The sequence below is a fragment of the Phyllobacterium trifolii genome, assembly GCF_014192095.1.
GTDB classification, from domain to species: domain Bacteria; phylum Pseudomonadota; class Alphaproteobacteria; order Rhizobiales; family Rhizobiaceae; genus Phyllobacterium; species Phyllobacterium trifolii.
In genome coordinates this window covers 19,654-37,379 of the sequence record NZ_JACHXN010000007.1, presented here as the reverse complement: position 1 = coordinate 37,379, position 17,726 = coordinate 19,654, and the positions used below count along the sequence as shown (strand labels likewise).

The window sequence follows — 17,726 nt, the reverse complement described above, 5'->3', positions numbered from 1 at the left end:
GGCGTGCCTTTCCATCGGCTTTTGATCAATCCCTTCCCGGCAGCCCTGACCGGCGGTGCGACTGCTATCTCTCAAACAGTCTGGATATCCACTCGATCGAGCTGGCAAGGCTGATACCGAATGCCGTGCAGGCAATCCCGACGACACCGACACCCTTGCCGTTTGGAACGCGATGGGCATGGCGGACTCGGCTGTCTCCGGCCGATCTCCAGATCTTCTTTACGTCAGATGCGGTAACCTTGCCGTTATCGATCTGCTGCCGCTTCGCGTTCTGGCTGGCGGTTCCTGCCGCGACGTGAGCACGATTATGCCACCTTCGCGCTTGCCTGTTACCCTGTTGATCGGGCCAACCACGTCAAGCGCAGTCGATCGAGGGTTTCCGCCTTGCGATAGACCTGTCTTAAGTGCCTGGCGGATCGCGACACGCTGATCGTCAACGATACGGGTCACGAGCTGCGCCGAATGATCGCGAAGGATGCTTCACCCTGCGGATTATAGACACCGAAGCGGAAGATCACACGATTGCCTTCAGAGTCTTTCAGTTTCGGCAGGTGGTTCTCGACCAGACTGATACCGCCTGGGTTGTAGGCGTCCGCGAAGAAGAGTTCCAGCACAGAGAATGCTTCACGTTCGACCTGGATAGCATCGATTGCGCCTGCGATGTCGCCCTTCTCCAGACGTTCGACCACGACGCGAAGGGTAACCTGCGATTTGATCGCATCGATGCCCTGAAAGAACGCTTCGGCAAGGGCTGCATCGTACTTGTCGAGTAGCTGCTCGAAGATGTTTCGATTGCTGGCCATCAGTTGAACTTCTTAAAGGTCGGAGGAGGCTTGGGCATTAATCTCTCCATACAAAAGGCGGCCCGCAAGGACCGCCTTCAGCTACTCAGAGCAGTGGACTATTTTTAGAGGCGGAAGATCGCCAATGGGTACCAATACCCGTCACTGTGACGCCGGTAGCCGCGGCGATGTTCGCGATAACCACGGTGGCCGTTCCAGTAGCCACGACGATCACGACGGTTTTCATACCGATCGTGGCGACGATCATGCCGCTCCCAACGCTTCTTTTCGTTCCGATGTTCGTATCGGCGTTTATCACTGTACTGTACCTGCACAACGTTCGAAGCGGCAGGAACCTGTATGGCAACCGGCGCTGCGGATGCCGTACCAAGCGATGTCAGGCCCATGAAGGCGGCCATGATTCCTGCAATAAATAGCGAGACGGTTCTTTTCATAGTAGCTCCTGTTAACAATGCGCTGAGTGGTGCGCCTTTGGGTGTTAATGGAACATGAACAGAACTTTTAGATTCGAGCCTGCATTTCGAAATAGACGTTGGTTCAGGCCGGGCTAAGCCGCGTGACGTCTCGCGGGCCGGATGGCACTTAACCGTCTTCAAGGTCATGATCTCCCATGCGCTCGCGTCACCGATGCGAACCCGTTTTCCGGCGCGGCCGTACGGCACGATGGCAACGTGGTTGAGCCGGATATTCTTTTGAATGGCGTCGTAGGCCTCGCCCGCTGGCGTGGTACCGGCGGTGAAATCGAGGTCGCAGGTGTACCCCGGCGCTCAACTCCTGCTTGCCCGCCTCGATGTCGATGATGGCGCTTTCAATGCTGACCATCAGGGGAACGCGAATGAAGATGCCTTCGCCCGTCACCTCGTCGCCCGTTTGTCCGACTGCATAGTCTTTCCAATTCTTGGACGTGACATGCTCGTCTGGATGATCGTTCGTCACCGGACGGTGGGCAGCGCCTCGCAAGGTTTCATCGCTGAACACCTCGGATCCTGGCTGATAGACGCGAACCAGCGCCATATCCGGCTGCCGACTTCCGAACCAAGATAGTTCTGAATACCGGTACGCGCGATACGAGCATCGGCAACAAGGTAGCCGTCATCACGCCGACGCTTTCCCGCGACAGTTACAGCATCTGTGAATTGCATGATTTGGGCGCCCTTCGGCTGTGGTTAAATTAATGGGAGCGTTGCCGGAGTTCAGGCGTTTTCAATCTAGCGCGGGGTTGTGCGAACCGAAGCGTCCCAGAAACAGGAGCAGTTGACGTGAGTGATCCGAAACTCTCAGATATCTATCGAGAATACATAGCCTGCTTGAATAGACAGGATTGGCCGAACCTGGAACTATTCGTTGACGAGAATGCGATCCATAATCGCCGACCAATCGGACTGATTGGGTATCGCGAAATGCTCGAACGAGATTTTGAACAAATCCCCGACCTCCATTTCAACATTCAACTGCTGGTCACAGACTCTTCCCACGTTGCCAGCCGGTTAGCCTTTGATTGCACTCCGAAGGCTGCGTTCCTTGGCCTTCCAGTAAATGGCAAGAAGGTTTCCTTTACCGAGAATGTCTTCTACGAATTTCGTGGCGGAAAGATCGTAGAAGTATGGTCGATGGTTGATAAGGCAGCTATCGAGGCTCAGCTTTAGGCGTTGTGGAAGCGATCAGCTCTTCTTCGCTTGGCTCTTGCTCGGACAGCTTCCCGTATTCGTCGATAAAGCCATCAAGTCCGGGTAAGCTGCCGTCTTCCGGAGAAGGTATTCACCAAACATCGGAGAGCGCTTCACGAGTTCATTATGTTTTGCGCCGGATTGGGATGACAGTTGTAGGCTTCCGTTACCTATCGTTTCCAACTCCCGACCAAAGTGCCAAGAATGCGTGGCTCGCAGACCTTGTAAACCATTGCAGATGGATGGGACAACTGTTGCTGGTAATTGCTATCGCTGGCCATCGCCTCGCCGTCTTAATCCGTTAGCCCCTCTGCCCTGGAATCACCACCATGCTCTATTGCATTGGCACGAGTATCCAATCCACACCGCTTGCTAGTGGCGGGTCATGGCTTCCCCATTGCATTTGGCGGTGACTGTTCTCAACGATCGGGTCCCCCCGCCTTGCACAAGCTTTCGAACTTGGCCTTGAGCTCGAAGGGCGGGCCACGATAAAAGAGAATGGCCGGACGTGTCACTGGGTTGGGCGATCAGCATGTCGAGATTGCCATGATGCGCACACCGGACGGCCACAACCGACTCGAGCTCTCACGCTTCGTTCCTCGGCTACCTCCGCTGCATGTTCACTGTAGACGACATAGACGAGACACTTGAGAAGCTTCACACGCGCGGCGCGCAGCTGGTAGGTGAAGTAGTCGAGTATAAAGACGTGTATCGGCTCTGCTACATCCGCGGGCCTGGTGGGCTTCTCATCGGACTCGCCCAAGAACTCAGCTGAGCGCAATACGAAGACAACTGCGACGAGTGCCAAGAATGCCGCGAGATTCATGACGGCTTGAACCACTTCGTTATGCTGCCTGGCTCAATGATGCCATGAAAGAACGGAGCGTGAGTATCGCCCGTCGCCTTCACGCCGATGTCAGAACCACCGTGTTCCTGCCACGTGGCAGGCATCAGTCCTTGTGCGAGACAAGGATGGGATCAGCCATCGCCTGCTCGGGTTCACCTTTGGTCCAGCGCATTGGTCACACCTATTGTTCAAACATTACAGATAAGTATTCTGAAAAGATGAACCTCAAACAGCACTTCGATACACTGATGGCCGTAGTCAAAGCTTCGATCAAACTCGGAGCGATCAAACCAAAACCCGAGATCGACCGGAGGCAGGGTGTCCCTTACAACAATGGGCTGAGAGACGCTCGCCGCTCCAGAGAAACTGGCGTCAAGCTGGACAATCCCTACCGCGAAAACTCACGCCACTGGAAGCAATGGAACGAAGGCTTCGAGCGGGCTAACAGAGATAAAATCTGAGGATCAATCACAATCGTTTTGCAGGAGCAAAGTTGCTTTGCCAGGCTCTAAGCTGGCCACTGACCAGTTTTCGCATCTGGCTTCAGCTGATCGAAAAATGTCCGATCCTAAGTTCAGCATCGCGCAACATTTTAAAGAAGAAGATAACCTGGATAGTCGCGTTGTGTGCCTTTGACCACCCATAATAGCCTTGTCTGTCTGGCGTCGGGTTCTGCGCTAAGGATGATAGTATTCGGGTGGCTGGCGTCAACTCACAAACAATTATGCACTCAAATGGCGTTTCGTTCGAAATATCAGTACTGATACCACCGTCGTTGTCGTTGACCTGCTTGCCCCCGGAGATCCTCGATACGCCCGATGAACTCCCGCGATCGAAGCGTCTGCCGAGGGCCGTCCAAGGGGTTCCTTATGGTGGTCCGAGCTGGTTACAAGCCTGAAAATGTAGCGAATAACGCAACAATTGCAAGCATTAATGTAGCGAATATGGAAAAAGACAGTTCAACAAAGAACCGCTATGCCTTGGGGATGTTGTCAGAATGGCTACAAACCGCCCTTAATGATTCTGGTGTTTCGCAATCGGAGCTTGCTCGATTGCTAACGGAACGCCTCGCCCGCTCCATCGACCGCGCAGCCGTCAATAAAATGCTTAAAGGCTCGCGCACGATATCCGGCGAAGAGCTCCTTGCCATAGAAGCTATTACCGGTATTACCGCGCCCAAAGAAATCCATGTGCCCCTGAAGGGAAAGGTCGGCGCAGGAGCGGCCGTCTTGGCAATCGACAATGGTGGCGATGATACCGTTGAAGCACCCGCTGATGCTCGGCACGGCACCGTGGCCGTCCAAGTGGCGGGAGATTCTATGTTCCCCGTCTACGAAGAGGGAACCATTTTATACTATTCGAAATTGCTTCCTCCCTCAGAGCTCGTGAACAAGAGAGCTGTGGTGCAACTGAGTGATGGACGGATCGTTGTAAAGACAGTTCGGCCAGGAGCAGATGAATCTAGCTGGACCCTTACAAGCATCAACGGACAGTATGCCGATATGGTAGACCAAATAGTCAAATGGGCAGCGCCAATTGATTGGATAAAGCCGAGATAATGGATCCCATTCGCCTCATAGTAGTCATGGCATTTGACCGATCGGATGAAGGCGAGCACGTCGCAGCGTTCGAAGCGATGCAATTCGACGTTGAAGAACGCGCTGTCCGTGCTTCTCGTGACCTGGCGCCAAAACATGCGGGCGTGATTGCGTGGGTGCGCGAAGCCGAACCGGATGTGGGCGAACACCCGCCCACTATCCTCCTCCAATCGGGCGAAGTCCCGGAAATGGAATAGAATATATGTTTCGCGATGGAATCAGTCGCGACTTAATTAATTGTGCGAAGGACGCGTCATCAAAGTCCGCAGAAGATAAGAGAGCGCTGCTTATGGAAGCGTCACAAGCCATTGAATGGGGTGCAAAGCTCGTAGCGTTGTCAGGCTTAATCGTTGAGGAAGGCGCTTTAGCCGGCAAATTGGCTAGCTTCGCGTATGGCATTGAGTTTCGTTACGACGATGAAACAGCCGAGATAATGCATGAGGCAGCAGCCGCAATCAGAACATTACGGCTGCTGCTCGGGCTACAAAGAGAATCCTATTAGGGCGTGCAATTTCGTACGCGCCCGGCCGCCGCGGGCGTTTTTCTCGTGTGAAATGTAAGGGCTTTGCCTCAACGAGCCGCTCGCGAGATTTGTTTCTATTATCGCTACAGGATCATTGAAACATTGTAGCGATATCAGCTACATACGTATCCGTCGACAACGGATGGACGCAACGAACTTCTTCAACCAGGAATTCAGGACACGCGAACAGGTCGAGGCCGAAACCGGCTTCACCATCGTAGCGCATAGCGGACGCGCTTCGGACCGTCATGAGGTTATTTGACGACGGACTTCGTGACGAAGACATGATTGCGGCAAAAGCCGTGAACCTGCAGTACGTGGGTTGACGAGAGCAAGTTCGCGCAAAGGTGTGACTAGACAAATTTGGAAACGCGGAATTTAATCGTGCTCGGCATTTGGCCGACACTACGGGGCATTTTCTAATGGAACGCTTGGATCATAAGCTGGATTGTAAATCTTGCGGTACGATCTATCTCAAGATTCCTGATGATGTGCGCGGTGTCACGCCGATACATTGCTCGTCATGCGGACAATTCATTGGCTATTGGGGAGAATTGGCGCGGGATTTTGACAGCCAAGGTGGACAAGATGGAGTGTTTGAAATGAAGGACGGGCAGATACTCCGCAAGGCGTGAGCCATATCTGCGGCGATGCTGAAAGAGTACGGCGGACAGTTTCCCACCCGCCACTTATCGCCATTTCGCTAGAATCAGAACTCCCGTTCGTGCGTTGTGGTCGAGTCGAGCTGGCCACGTCTCGACAGAGGCTCCGGCGTCGGTCATCCGAGCCCCAAGGAGGGCGCCGGGCCTCACCGAGCCCATTCGAATGAGTACCGGAGCAATTTTTCATCGAACACGTTGGACCCTTGCCGGAGAGCTCATGAGCTCCGGCCGGCCCGTCGTGTCACCGCCCCATTTAACGCCGCCTCGGGTCTCACCTAATCTTAACCCATTGGGAGCATGCTTTGATCGCTGAGCCCCAAATGTCAGCAACCCGGCCTGCCTTTTGTATTGCGTTTTTAGGCAGGTCGGGACATCGGGCTTGCCCATTCTGGGGTCTAATGCCTCTGCCACCGACACCATGTCAGACAGGGGCTCGGCAGATTTATCCACTATAGGATATTGGCAGCCGCCGAACCTTTTTTACAGCTACCCCAGCTGCTTCGCGCGCAAGGATTGGCTTGATGCCAACTGGCCCTTCTTGCCTCTTCCTTTACACCAGTATACCATTGCCGAGAGCCGCCCTTCCTTCGGGAAGTGGCATTGCTTTTCTTCCACACTTCATCCGGCAAGTTGCCATGGTGTGCAGCCAACGAGCGCATAACCGTTGCTCAAGGTGTGTGAGCGCCCCCTTATTGGACTTCGCGACCTCAACATCCCATGCGGAGGGATTTCAAATGGATGGAAGCAACCGCCTCGCTATTGATGACATTTGCGACATTCTAGTCGAAGTTCGCGATAGGGCCAGCCCTGAAGGTTATGGTCTTCTGGTACACCTGATCGATGAAGCGTTCGAAGAGGCTGCAAGCCTCAGATCGAGTATTGGCGAGGTCGACGAATCTTGCAGTTTGCCGCGGCCGTAACGTCTCGTGCCGAAAATGAGCCCCTTGAGGCAGGCTTCGGCACTACGGTTGCCAGATCAACGGCGTCGCTTCGAGGATTTCGGTCACCCCGGCTGTCTCGATCTGTTGGGACAGCCTTTGGTTAAAAAATAATTGTATCGCATCGTGGGCATCATCCGAAGAGCTGCACACAGCGTCCGTTACGACGATCACGCGATACCCGTGATCGACAGCCCCCAATATCGTTGTCAGCACACAAACGTCGGTTTCTCCTCCCGAGACGATAAGGGTATCGATTCCAGACTTCGTCAGAGCAGAGTGCAATTGGCCTGACACCCATGGAGAATAGGTATGTTTGTCGAACAGCCTCGCAGGCGGAACATACAGGGCGAGTTCCGGAACCAGATCGACACGCGATTTGTCGACCCGACTGAGGGTCATTTCGGGCCATTTCCCATAATAGCGCTTCCAAGCACCTCCCGCAGTGTCGGGGTCATGGGCGGGATGAACCTTGTGAAAATTGTTCGTGCTGCGTTGGTCTCTACGAGCTTGTGAATGTTGGGCAAGACGCGATCAAACCAGGGAACGGCCCACGGACTTCCCCGCGCAAACAATCCTTGCATGTCGACACATAGATGGACCGAGGTTTTTCTTATGGGTCCAAACCGTAAACCAGAAGCCAATGGCGTCTATGACCCGTCTCTGGCGACGAATTTATTGAAGCGGCTCATTTTGCCGTCGGCAGTCTTGTCCTGATAAAGAAAGGCGAGTCTGCGTTCGTCGAAGACCTTGAAGAAATCTTCCCAGGAAATTTTCTTCAAACCTTCTTCCGGTTTGCCGAAATCAATCCTCAGGATGCCGCCCTCGCCGCTTTCTGCCACTTTGGACGGAACACCTTTGCGCTCTTCAGACCACCGCTGAATTGTTTTGTGGTCGGTTGTTGTTTTGCTGTCTGTCATCCTCTTTTCTCCTCAATTTGCCGCAGATAGAGCGCTATGAAGCCTACCAGGCCTGAGTGTTGTACCAATCGTCAATCTCGCGACTGGCTTCGTCCTTCGCCTTGCCGTACCGTTCCTGGATCTTGCCTTCCAGCTGGTCACGCTTTCCGGCCATGACGTATCCAATTGCCTTCCACGCGATTCCAGTCCAGGACACATCTCCTTGTTGGTTGGACTGAAACGCACCAGCGAGTTGCGTGTTCCAAAGGAATGGTCAGCAACACCGTGCAGACGCCCGCGAAAGAAACCCATGTCAGATGGAACGCCTTGTACCCCGGAGAATTAGAGAGAGAGAGCTATCACCAAGCGCTGGGAGAAACCCACATGACCTCTTTGGAGCACGCTATCTCAATTGCTGCCAGCGCCCATGCCGGCCACCTTGCCGACGATAAAGAACCATATATCTTCCACCCTTTGAGGGTAATGCTCGCCCTGGATACGGAGGATGAGAGGATCGTCGGTGTCCTGCATGACGTTGTCGAGAAAACTGCGTTGACGCTCGACAGCCTGCGCGCGGAAGGACTTCCCGGCCATATCCTGGATGCCATCGTTTCAGTCAGCCGTCGCCAAGGCGAAGAGTATTTCGACTTTGTCGGGCGTACGCGAGAAAACAGCCTTGGACGGCGCGTTAAAATCGCTGACCTGAAAGACAATATCGAAAAGGTCAAATCGCACCTGGAGGATCCCAAAGCGCGGGAGAAGCTGGCCAAGTATGAAGAGGCATTGGCGCGGCTTTCGTGAACGCGATGGAGTCTCGCACCGGAGAAGCGATATGCGTATACTGCGCAACAACGGCTTGACGATTGCCCTTTTGACAGCGTTCCTCATTAGCATGATCGGAATGACTGTCGCTGGCCACTACCATGAACACACATAGCTGGCGCAATATGGCTTGGCTTCAATATCAATCGCCCAATGCTTAACCAACGAAAACTTCTTGTCGGCGCTGTTTGAAAATTGGGAGAGCGAGGGGTTACAAATGGCGACTTATAAGGCCGCTCAGCTTCATTATCCGAACGGCGACGCCGACGATACCTCCTTGCCTTCCGAATATCTGCCGTTACTCGAGCGTCCGTTGATAATGGAGGGCTATGGCATCCTCGCATTTACGGAGGTATCCGGGAAGCCGCATGCTGCTCTCGGCATGATCAACTACGTCTGGGGCAGATGGCGAGCGCCGACGCTTGCGGAGCTCGTAGCACCATGGGCTGCTCGTCATGAGCCCAAGCTGATGCAGCGTTCACGCGGATGGTGGCAGCCAACTTTGAGCGAGCTGCGATTGGCGCGGCAACGGGCGCGGTCAGTCGAGCGCCGAAGGCAGCGGTCGTCTCCAATGATCCCGTAATTTTCCTGCGTTTTTCGCAGCCTCCCCTGAGGAAATACCGGAACGGTTTGCTTGCCGGGACACGACAAGAAAGGCGGGACCGCGATCCCGCCTTGGCTGTTGTTTGGTGTTCGCTGAGACGGCTTAACCCGCGCTCAAATGATCGGCAGACATTTTGCCGGATTTGTTATCGCGCACCATTTCGTAGTTGATCTTCTGCCCGTCGTTCAAACTGCGCATTCCGGCGCGCTCGACGGCAGAAATATGGACGAAGACATCAGCGCCGCCATCATCGGGCTGGATGAAACCGAAGCCCTTGGTCGCATTGAACCATTTCACAGTACCTGTTGCCACGATGAATCCTCCCGGTAGCAAGTTCGAACAATATCGTTATCGTTCGACGCATCCTGTATCAAGCCTTGGAGCCGAATTGTTGTCGTTCGGAGTACTGTGACCAGAATGCTGGTCTTGCTGTGGAACAAATTCAATTCCTCGGCTTTCAGTGGGAAGCAAAAAAACCCGGCTTCGGGCGATTGCCCGCCACAGCGAACAGAATTACGCTTCATGTGTGTTGCGAACCGCGTCCAACCTGAGACCCGCTCGCAATGCGCCTATCCGATTTTAGTGACTGGCAAGTTCTCCGCGTTACTTGCACCCGCTGCAAGCACGCCGTTCTGCTCGCCCCCAAGGTCCTTTATCGTGCCGCGAAAAGCTCACCGGCGATGAGCCTGAAAGCCTTAGAATGCTCCGTTGCACCGCTTGCACACGCAAAAGGTGAGGTAGAAAATCGAAATCGGGCCCAAGCCGGGTGTTGGGGGTTAAAGCGACTGGGATGACCTTCGCCAAGTCGGCTTCGCGTTCAGAACTATCGCCGGAGTGTTTCGCGTCAATCCGAGGAACTTCAGCCCCTGCCCGCGAGGTTCCAAGGCGTGCGAGTTTTGATTGTCTGGTGATTGGCGCGGCCGGCTCAGTCGACGACTGAGCGCCGCCCAAGCCGAAGAGAGCAAGCCAGCAATCAGCAAAATTCCAGCAAGAGCCTTCAGCATCGCTCATCTCCATGGAACCTTGCGACTTCGGCCTCCCTTCATTAGACCGTCTGTCGGCAATCAGTTCGAGCGCCGGACTTTCTTGGTAAACATCGGAATTGCCGTTCAAAGGCCCTGCTTTTTTCCCGCGCTCTTGCCGTCGGAACTTTTCGAGCGTTCCTCAAAGCGATCTGCACCCTTGGCGAGGTCAGAACCTTTTTGCGACTCGACCCTCTTTTCATCCGCTGCGGCGCTCTTTCTCAATCCGCGCGCGGCTTGCCTGCCTTTTTCTGTTGGAGCTTGCTCGATACCCATCGCATGTCCTCCTCGTTACTTCGCCGAGCTCAACGGCCAGATTATACCTTCGTTCCGCCACCTCTCGTCAGCCGCGGCGTGGCTTTTGGTGTGCCTTGCTGTCTGCGCAGATACTCACATCGCAAAGGAGGCAGCAGACAGACTCTGCCGCAAAGCCAATTGTTTGTGGGACATTCTCCGTTGGACGCGTCATGGTCTACGTGTCCAACGGTTGCCAACTTTAGCTTTTGCAATCCTTGTCGGCATCGGCCGAAGCGGCGGCAGTCTTGTCGCCTTTCTGCTGGGCCTGGACATCCTGCTGCGATGCCGCCTGATTTTTGTCGGCCGCCATGGGCATCGCGTCGCCGGACTTTTGCTCGGTTTTGGCTGCCGTGCTGGAGCTTGTCGTGGTGCCCACACTGGCGGCTCCAGTCTGGGTCGTGCTGTTGGCGCTGTCCTGCATCGGGGCTTTCGTGCCGTCCTTCGCTATGCCCGCTTGGCTGTCTTTCTTCGCTGCGTCCGGGCAATCAGCCACGGCAGTTGACATCGCCATCGCGGAAATAGCGGCGGCGACAAAAATTGAAGCAATTGGTTTCATAACGGTCTCCTCCATAGGTGCCTTGTGACAACAACCGTTGTTCGGCAGGAAGGTTCCTGTTGGGATCGGATGAACGGGCAGATCAACTGCTGTTCCGCAAAATTTGGGTCTACGATGATTCCTTGAAATGCAGCGCGAGTTTCCTGAAGCACCCCGGCGCCGCCTCCCCGACAAAGAGAGAAGCTTTGCTCCTAGCTTGCTAAGAGGCACGGCTTCTGGCGCGAGCCAGACGATCGATGGTGATCGGCAGATCTCGCATCCTTTGTCCCGTCGCATGGAAAATTGCATTTGCGATGGCAGGTGCCACAGCAACGACTCCGATTTCGCCCACGCCCTTCACGCCAAGCGGGCTGACTTGGGTATCCGTTTCGTCGACGAAAACCACGTCTATGTCGTACACGTCGGCATTGGAAGGAATGTGATAGTCACCGAAACTGTGCGCCATGCAGCGCCCGAGGTTGTGATCGTAGGCGGTATCCTCGTGCAACGCTTTGCCGATCCCCATGACAGTTGCGCCGATAATCTGGCTGCGGGCAGTGGTCGGGTTCAGGATGCGGCCGGCGGCTACAGCACAAACGATGCGGGTGACCCGAACCACCGATAGCTCCTCGTCGACCCGGACTTCGGCAAACACCGCTGCATGGGTGGCACTGGAAAATCTCTTGCCGAACGGGGGGCTGAACATCGTGCCGGTGGCGCTTAGTTCGCCGCCGCGCCGGAGTTTCAACAAATCGGCAAGAGCAGAGGCCGAAAGCAGTTCCGTACCCGGCCGACGGTCCAGAACGCCCGCTTTTTTAGCCTGCGACGTGATTTTGGCCTTGAGCTTGCGGCAAGCGGACTGGACGGCAGCGCCAGAGGTTGCTGCCGTCCATGAGCCGCCCTGGATGGGATTGAAGGGTAACGCTGAATCCCCGAGCCGTACAACAATACGTTCAATTGGCGTCTCCAACTCGTCCGCTGCAATCTGGCTGAGGATCGTGTAAGTCCCCGTGCCAATGTCGGTGATGGACGATGTTACTTCAAACTTACCGTCGCTTCTGAGCCTTACTTCTGCCCGCGCGGGCGCTGGTGACATCGCAGCCTCCCAGGCTCCTGTAGCCATGCCCCAGCCGATCAGTTCTTTGTCCTCCCGCATCGACCGCGGCGCGTGACTGCGCTTGTCCCAGCCAAAGCGCTCGCTTCCCTGAGCGTAGCATTCACGCAGAGCCTTGCTGCTGAACGGGCGGTTTTCGCTCTGGTCGCGCTCGGTGTAGTTTGTGAGCCGCAGAGCCAGAGGGTCGGCCCCGAGGGCATAAGCCAGCTCGTCCATTGCGGATTCCAGCGCAAACATTCCCGTCGCCGCACCCGGAGCGCGCATGTCACATGGCGAAACGGTGTCGAGTTTCGCCAGTTCGTAGTTGAGTTTGACGTTGTCGCAGCGATAGAGGCTAGCAGAGAACAGCAGAATCGGATCCTGGGCATCCTCGAATTGCGAGGTGGCGGCAATGGCCTTATGCCTGATCGCTTGCAAGCGGCCTTTCTCGTCGGCCGCGAGCGAGACGGTTTGGACGGTGTTGGCTCGGTACCCGAGCGCAAACATGTGGTCGCGCGGCAGCACCAGCCGGACCGACCGCTTGAGTGACTTTGCGGCCATCACAGCCAGAAAGACCGATTGCTGGGGCCGCAAACCAAGACCGAACCCACCGCCGACATAGCTGCTGACAACCCGCACTTTGCGTCCGATCAAGCGGAACGCGACTTTTAGAAAGAGTTCCACGCTCTTTGGGCTCTGCGTCTTGTCGTAAACCGTGACGATGTTGTCACCCCATTCCACCGTCGTTGCAAACAGTTCCATGGGATGATGGTTTTCCGGAGAGGTGGTGTAGGCCGCCTCGATTTTCACGGGAGCACTTGCGAACGCCCGGTCGGCGTCTCCCGTCGGATGAGGGACAGGGGCGACGCCGATCCGGTGTTTCCGCGGTATGAACGCCGGCGATCTTGCGAGGTCGGTTGCATGTGGCTCGGCCTTATACGTGACACCGACCAACGCGGCCGCATCGCGCGCGGCCTCATAGCTTTCGGCTATAACCAGAGCCACGGGTTGACCGCTGAAATGCACGCGGTCGTCGTAGAGCGGCATGAACGGTTTTCCCGGCGGACCCGCTGCATCCTTATAAAGAAACGAGACCGGCCAGAACCATGGGCGATTTTTGTGCGACAGAATCTCGACCACGCCCGGGAATTGTCTGGCGGCAGAGAGATCGATTGACAGTATCCGCCCCTTGGCGATCGACGCCGTCACAACGTACGCATGCAGGAGATCGGGAACTTTATATTCGGCAGCATATTTGGCCTCGCCCCGAACCTTCGGCGGTCCGTCAATTCGGAAAATGCTCTTGCCCGTGACCGTCTGCTCTTGATCCATCTTTTCCCTCAATGGATTCGCTTGTCGGACTGCGACTGCGGCGTTCGTGATGCGGCCTGTTCCAGCGCTCGGACGACGGTTCTGCGAGCCAGGTCTATCTTGAAGTCGTTCTCCGACAACGCCACAGCGCCCGACAGCAGCATCGAAGCGAACTGCTCGAAGTTCACACGAGATGCGGGCCGCCCGATTAATAGTGCTTCCGCCGCCGTGTTCCGCCAAGGTTTGTGCGCAACGCCGCCCAAGGCAATTTGGGCGGTCGAAATCGCCGCTTCGTCGTCGATCGTCAGCCATACGGCAGCCGAGACGATGGCAAAGGCGTAGGACAGGCGATCGCGGATCTTCAAATAGCTGTATCGATGATGCTCGAGAACCGGGGGCAACTCGATACCAAGAATGACTTCGTTGCCGAACAGAGTCGTGTCTTTCTCGGGCGCGTCGCCCGGCAGTCTGTGAAAGTCAGCCAGAGGTATCGCCCGCAGTCCATTCGGACCTTGGACTATGATTGTCGCTCCGATGGCAGCCAGGGCGACGCACATGTCCGAGGGATGCGTTGCCACGCAAAGCTCGCTTGCGCCGAGAATGGCATGGTTGCGGTTCAGCCCTGGCCGAGCCGGACATCCGCTACCCGGCGCTCGTTTGTTGCAAGGCGTCAGCACGTCATAAAAATATGAGCAACGCGTTCTCTGCATGAGGTTGCCCGCAACCGTGGCCGCGTTGCGCAACTGGGCCGACGCGCCGGCGAGGATGGCGCTCGCCAGCAAAGGATAATGCCGCGCGACGGAAGGGTGGACGGCAACGTCCGAGTTTGTCACGAGCGCGCCGATCCGCAATCCTCCATCCGCGGTTTCGCTAATCTCACGGAGCGGCAAATCGTTGATGTCGATGATGGTTGTCGGTGTCGCAACGTCGTACTTCATCAAATCAACGAGGTTGGTGCCTCCGGCCAGCAATTTTGCGTCTGGATGGACGGAGAGACTTTCGATCGCCTGATCTATCGACACGGCTCGGACATATGTGAACCGCTTCATGGCAAAGACTCCGCATCGGATACAGCTGCCATGACTTCTTCGATCGCATCCACGATCCCGGTATAGGCACCACAGCGACAGAGGTTGCCGCTCATGCCTTCGCGTATCTCGTCCCGCGTCTTCGCCGTACCTTCCGAAATCAACCCAATGGCGGAGCAAATTTGCCCGGGCGTACAGTATCCGCATTGGAGAGCGTCATGTTTCACGAACGCCTCCTGCAGCGGATGAAGCCCGTCGGAAGTTCCAATCCCTTCGATGGTTGTGACAACGGAGCCGCTGCGGCTTACGGCGAGCACCAGGCAACTGTTGATCCGATGACCGTTCATGAGCACCGTACATGCACCACATTGGCCGTGATCGCATCCCTTCTTGGTGCCCGTAAGATCAAACTCCTCCCGCAGCAGATCGAGCAGCGTCACCCCCGGTTCGACTGTAGCTACCCGAATGACACCGTTGATGGTGTAGGCCACGCGATGTGCTGTGTTTGGTGCCGCAGCCATGATGTCACCGAAGCCCCATCCCCTTGGTGTTCGAGTGCGCTTCTTTTGCAAACACTAGGCGCGGATTAACCTCGTGACAAGTTCGATCCGTGCGCGCACACACAAGCCGGCTCTGGCCCAAAGGCGATGAGAACAGACCCATCCGAATCGATATACGCCTTCACGTAGCTGGCAACAAAAGGAAATGTTGCGTGGTTCAAAGTTGAGGGTTGAGTGTCTGCAATGGGTCCAAAAGCGGCCAATCACCAGATGGCACAAGGGAAGCGGTCAAGATGGAGTTAACAGAACGCTGGGCAACAGTTTGTCTTGTTCCCATTTCAGCATGTATTCCGTTTGCCTGGCCAGCCACTTCGCTGAAACCAGTTCAGAACCCCATTCGACTGTCTTGATGGCATAATTGCCCAACAGCCAGAAATGCCGGATCGGCACAAAGAGGTGTGTCGCCTCGAGATCGATTGGGTCTATCGGGCGAACGGACCGATACCCCTCGATGAAAGCGTGCCACTGAGAATATCCCTCCCGTTGGAGGGAAACGGACCACAGAAAGACGGCGAGATCGTAGGCAAGAAATCCTGGACCGCCGTCATCAAAGTCGAAGAAGATCGCCTGTCCTTTCAGAGGCCCATCTCTTGCAATCCGCGCGTTGCCACCATGGCAATCGCCATGACAGCGCACCCAGGTCAGGCCGCCTATGGCAGCGACGGCGGACGATAATCTCGACGCCAGAGCCGAGAGCGATTTGCGGGCAACATCGTCCAGGAGTTCCAACGCCAAAACGGACGCCAAAGGATGGTGAAGCAGATGGTCGAGATCGAGGCGGTGTCCGCCAACGTTCCAATGAGGAAACGTGCCTGCGGCCGCATGAATGCGGGCCATCGTGATGCCTTGTGCCTTCGCATCTTCTGCCGAGTGATGACCTGGTTCATCGCCGTCAACATAGTGAAACAGAACGACGGACCGCATTCCGTCGGGTGTTTCTATTTGGGTAGACAGCTCTCCGCTATGGGTGGGGATTGGCGCTGCTATCGGAAGTTTGTTTTTGTCGAGGAAAGCGAGAAAATTAGTCTCTGATTTGACGGATTCCGGACTTACGCGCGAACCCGACAATCGCAGCACACCCAATGTCTTGCTGCCCGTGCGGACCTCGAAAGAGTCATTAAAGCCACGGCGCAGAAACCTCACTGTCAAGGGCTCCGGCAGATCATAGCGATCGCGAAGCAACGCCGTTATGGTATCCACGTGCGGCGTCGAATATTGGATCGTGGTTGTTGTCATGGAGATATCTGCCGCGAGTTTCGTTTCAGGCACCTCGTGTAATTACCAATTCTCGGGCTGAGGTATCAAGGTGTGCCACAGCTCCCAGAATGGCGCTGACGGGATTGCTGCCGTGTCCCAACGGTAACCCTCCCAAAATCGGCACGCCAAAAGGTTCAAGATGTTCGCGCAACAGATCAACGATGGTGAAGTTATCGCTGCTTGGCTTGAAGTCGGTAAACTGTCCCAGTGCGACACCTGCCAAGCCGTCAAGATGGCCTGCGTTGCGCAGCATCGTCAACTGACGGTCGACCTCGCCAACATACATGTTGACGGCTTCGAGCAGCAGGATCGCTCCCTTCAAGTTCGGAAGGGCCCACCCGGCTGCGGTTGAAACCATGCTGAGGTTGCCGCCTATCAGCCTTCCTCTGGCAGATCCTTGCGTTGTGAGTGCGAAGGTATTTTCCACTTGCCGGGCCTTTATGGTGATGGTGTCCGAAGTCATCAACGCGGTACGAAGCGCATCCGTATTCTCCGCATTTTCGTGCCCAGAACGACCATTGAAAAGTGAGCCATGAATGCTCACCAAGCTGCATTTCTTCCACAGGTTCAAATGAATAATGGTGATATCGCTGAAGCCAATCAGGAATTTCGGATCCCGCCCTGCTGCCTCGAAATCCAGTCGATCTGCGATCCGGTAGGAGCCTTTTCCGCCACGCGTAGCGAAGATCGCGCGCACTGCCGGATCGCGCAGGGCCGCGTTGAAATCGGCAACACGTTCTTCGTCCGTGCCCGCCAGATACGACCGCTTCTTGAAAGCGTGCTGGCCATAGTCCACCCGGAGGCCCCAGCCTTCGAGTTTTCGTGCCCGTTGAAAAACGTCATCTCTATCCGGAGTGCTCGCCGGCGACACAAATCTCACCTTGTCGCCAGGCTTCAGTCCTGTTGGCCAAATCGCACCTTCGGCTTTCATGGCAACCCTTTTCAGAAGTTTAGGATGATTCCGGACATCACTCTATTGGCGATGTTTTGTGTCAGACTACCTTGAGGGAACAGCATCTGCCACCTTGAAGATTATAAGTAACTGATACTATGGGCTCTTAACACCGGGCTCCCAATGGAGACCCAAGCGCCTGATCCCTTGAAATACCTCTTCCTCTCACCCATATAAGGTTGGTCGACAAGATTAGTCCGGCCATTTCTGCAGGCTCCAATTGAGCGCAGAATCTTTACCGCACCATTCAAAGTTTGAATGCTGACATTTACGCAGCATGCCTCATCTTTGCTTGCATTCGACGTATT

General features: G+C 55.5%; 22 protein-coding genes and 6 pseudogenes. 12 read left to right on the top strand and 16 right to left on the bottom strand.

Annotated features, from left to right (window positions below):
• Positions 1-219: 219 nt before the first annotated feature.
• The 5 genes and pseudogenes from FHS21_RS12310 to FHS21_RS31325 all read right to left on the bottom strand — a co-directional run bounded on the left by FHS21_RS12310 (position 220) and on the right by FHS21_RS31325 (position 1,945).
• Complete coding sequence (locus FHS21_RS12310) at positions 220-450, bottom strand: hypothetical protein (protein ID WP_158482309.1); 231 nt, start codon at positions 448-450, stop codon at positions 220-222.
• The gene (locus FHS21_RS12305; protein WP_112532521.1) at positions 447-803 is read right to left on the bottom strand and encodes a hypothetical protein; all 357 of its coding nucleotides are present in this window, start codon (positions 801-803) and stop codon (positions 447-449) included. Before FHS21_RS12305 ends, FHS21_RS12310 begins: the two co-directional genes overlap by 4 nt.
• A gap of 113 nt (positions 804-916) precedes the next feature.
• A pseudogene (locus FHS21_RS12300) lies at positions 917-1,012 on the bottom strand (BA14K family protein); the annotation flags it as partial.
• Positions 1,013-1,483: 471 nt separating this feature from the next.
• A pseudogene (locus FHS21_RS31495) lies at positions 1,484-1,826 on the bottom strand (DUF2213 domain-containing protein); the annotation flags it as partial.
• A complete protein-coding gene (locus FHS21_RS31325) occupies positions 1,736-1,945 on the bottom strand; it encodes a DUF2213 domain-containing protein (RefSeq protein ID WP_312879867.1) in 210 nt (69 codons plus the stop codon). The pseudogene FHS21_RS31495 and the gene FHS21_RS31325, both read right to left, overlap by 91 nt.
• A gap of 117 nt (positions 1,946-2,062) precedes the next feature.
• On the opposite strand from FHS21_RS31325, the gene FHS21_RS12290 reads away from it, so the two are divergent.
• The 8 genes and pseudogenes from FHS21_RS12290 to FHS21_RS12255 all read left to right on the top strand — a co-directional run bounded on the left by FHS21_RS12290 (position 2,063) and on the right by FHS21_RS12255 (position 7,020).
• A complete protein-coding gene (locus FHS21_RS12290; RefSeq protein WP_183662001.1) occupies positions 2,063-2,449 on the top strand; it encodes an ester cyclase in 387 nt (128 codons plus the stop codon).
• A 434-nt stretch (positions 2,450-2,883) separates the two neighbouring features.
• A pseudogene (locus FHS21_RS12285) lies at positions 2,884-3,245 on the top strand (VOC family protein).
• 110 nt (positions 3,246-3,355) lie between these two features.
• Entirely contained in the window at positions 3,356-3,778 is a 423-nt protein-coding gene (locus tag FHS21_RS12280; protein WP_183661999.1) for a hypothetical protein, read from the top strand.
• Between the two features lie 408 nt (positions 3,779-4,186).
• The gene (locus FHS21_RS12275) at positions 4,187-4,876 is read left to right on the top strand and encodes a LexA family transcriptional regulator (protein WP_246411002.1); all 690 of its coding nucleotides are present in this window, start codon (positions 4,187-4,189) and stop codon (positions 4,874-4,876) included.
• Positions 4,876-5,112 carry a hypothetical protein gene (locus FHS21_RS12270; RefSeq protein ID WP_112532518.1) on the top strand — a complete coding sequence of 79 codons (237 nt, stop codon included), beginning with the start codon at positions 4,876-4,878 and terminating at the stop codon, positions 5,110-5,112. Before FHS21_RS12275 ends, FHS21_RS12270 begins: the two co-directional genes overlap by 1 nt.
• A gap of 5 nt (positions 5,113-5,117) precedes the next feature.
• Entirely contained in the window at positions 5,118-5,417 is a 300-nt protein-coding gene (locus FHS21_RS12265) for a hypothetical protein (RefSeq protein WP_183661997.1), read from the top strand.
• A 443-nt stretch (positions 5,418-5,860) separates the two neighbouring features.
• On the top strand, positions 5,861-6,073 hold the full coding sequence (locus FHS21_RS12260; protein ID WP_112532515.1) for a hypothetical protein: 213 nt from the start codon (positions 5,861-5,863) through the stop codon (positions 6,071-6,073).
• A gap of 761 nt (positions 6,074-6,834) precedes the next feature.
• Positions 6,835-7,020, top strand: coding sequence for a hypothetical protein (locus tag FHS21_RS12255; RefSeq protein ID WP_183661996.1), 186 nt, complete (start codon positions 6,835-6,837; stop codon positions 7,018-7,020).
• Positions 7,021-7,062: 42 nt separating this feature from the next.
• On the opposite strand, the pseudogene FHS21_RS12250 reads toward FHS21_RS12255, so the two are convergent.
• The 3 genes and pseudogenes from FHS21_RS12250 to FHS21_RS12240 all read right to left on the bottom strand — a co-directional run.
• Positions 7,063-7,446 (bottom strand): annotated as a pseudogene (locus FHS21_RS12250) (cysteine hydrolase family protein); the annotation flags it as partial.
• A 242-nt stretch (positions 7,447-7,688) separates the two neighbouring features.
• Positions 7,689-7,958, bottom strand: a complete 270-nt coding sequence (locus FHS21_RS12245; RefSeq protein ID WP_112532512.1) for a hypothetical protein — start codon at positions 7,956-7,958, stop codon at positions 7,689-7,691.
• Positions 7,959-8,001: 43 nt separating this feature from the next.
• Positions 8,002-8,149, bottom strand: a pseudogene (locus FHS21_RS12240) (CsbD family protein).
• 172 nt (positions 8,150-8,321) lie between these two features.
• On the opposite strand from FHS21_RS12240, the gene FHS21_RS12235 reads away from it, so the two are divergent.
• From FHS21_RS12235 to FHS21_RS12230, 4 genes and pseudogenes are all read left to right on the top strand, one after another.
• Positions 8,322-8,738: a GTP pyrophosphokinase gene (locus tag FHS21_RS12235; protein ID WP_112532511.1), complete on the top strand. Its 417-nt coding sequence runs from the start codon at positions 8,322-8,324 to the stop codon at positions 8,736-8,738.
• Positions 8,739-8,769: 31 nt separating this feature from the next.
• On the top strand, positions 8,770-8,874 hold the full coding sequence (locus tag FHS21_RS31320) for a DUF6766 family protein (protein ID WP_312879866.1): 105 nt from the start codon (positions 8,770-8,772) through the stop codon (positions 8,872-8,874).
• A gap of 15 nt (positions 8,875-8,889) precedes the next feature.
• Positions 8,890-8,976: pseudogene (locus tag FHS21_RS31490) on the top strand (DUF6766 family protein); the annotation flags it as partial.
• Positions 8,977-9,342 carry a hypothetical protein gene (locus tag FHS21_RS12230; RefSeq protein WP_183661995.1) on the top strand — a complete coding sequence of 122 codons (366 nt, stop codon included), beginning with the start codon at positions 8,977-8,979 and terminating at the stop codon, positions 9,340-9,342.
• 123 nt (positions 9,343-9,465) lie between these two features.
• Here FHS21_RS12230 and FHS21_RS12225 read toward each other — a convergent pair whose 3' ends face one another.
• The 8 genes from FHS21_RS12225 to FHS21_RS12190 all read right to left on the bottom strand — a co-directional run bounded on the left by FHS21_RS12225 (position 9,466) and on the right by FHS21_RS12190 (position 17,397).
• Complete coding sequence (locus FHS21_RS12225) at positions 9,466-9,675, bottom strand: cold-shock protein (protein ID WP_162702154.1); 210 nt, start codon at positions 9,673-9,675, stop codon at positions 9,466-9,468.
• A 797-nt stretch (positions 9,676-10,472) separates the two neighbouring features.
• Positions 10,473-10,661 carry a hypothetical protein gene (locus tag FHS21_RS12220; protein WP_183661994.1) on the bottom strand — a complete coding sequence of 63 codons (189 nt, stop codon included), beginning with the start codon at positions 10,659-10,661 and terminating at the stop codon, positions 10,473-10,475.
• A gap of 220 nt (positions 10,662-10,881) precedes the next feature.
• Positions 10,882-11,238, bottom strand: coding sequence for a hypothetical protein (locus FHS21_RS12215; protein ID WP_183661992.1), 357 nt, complete (start codon positions 11,236-11,238; stop codon positions 10,882-10,884).
• 199 nt (positions 11,239-11,437) lie between these two features.
• Positions 11,438-13,642, bottom strand: a complete 2,205-nt coding sequence (locus FHS21_RS12210; protein WP_183661990.1) for a xanthine dehydrogenase family protein molybdopterin-binding subunit — start codon at positions 13,640-13,642, stop codon at positions 11,438-11,440.
• A gap of 8 nt (positions 13,643-13,650) precedes the next feature.
• Entirely contained in the window at positions 13,651-14,670 is a 1,020-nt protein-coding gene (locus FHS21_RS12205; RefSeq protein WP_112532505.1) for an FAD binding domain-containing protein, read from the bottom strand.
• Positions 14,667-15,170 carry a (2Fe-2S)-binding protein gene (locus FHS21_RS12200; RefSeq protein ID WP_112532504.1) on the bottom strand — a complete coding sequence of 168 codons (504 nt, stop codon included), beginning with the start codon at positions 15,168-15,170 and terminating at the stop codon, positions 14,667-14,669. Before FHS21_RS12200 ends, FHS21_RS12205 begins: the two co-directional genes overlap by 4 nt.
• Positions 15,171-15,437: 267 nt before the next feature.
• The gene (locus FHS21_RS12195; RefSeq protein WP_162713644.1) at positions 15,438-16,445 is read right to left on the bottom strand and encodes a phosphotransferase enzyme family protein; all 1,008 of its coding nucleotides are present in this window, start codon (positions 16,443-16,445) and stop codon (positions 15,438-15,440) included.
• 25 nt (positions 16,446-16,470) lie between these two features.
• Positions 16,471-17,397, bottom strand: coding sequence for a S66 peptidase family protein (locus FHS21_RS12190; RefSeq protein ID WP_183661988.1), 927 nt, complete (start codon positions 17,395-17,397; stop codon positions 16,471-16,473).
• Between the last annotated feature and the right edge of the window lie 329 nt (positions 17,398-17,726).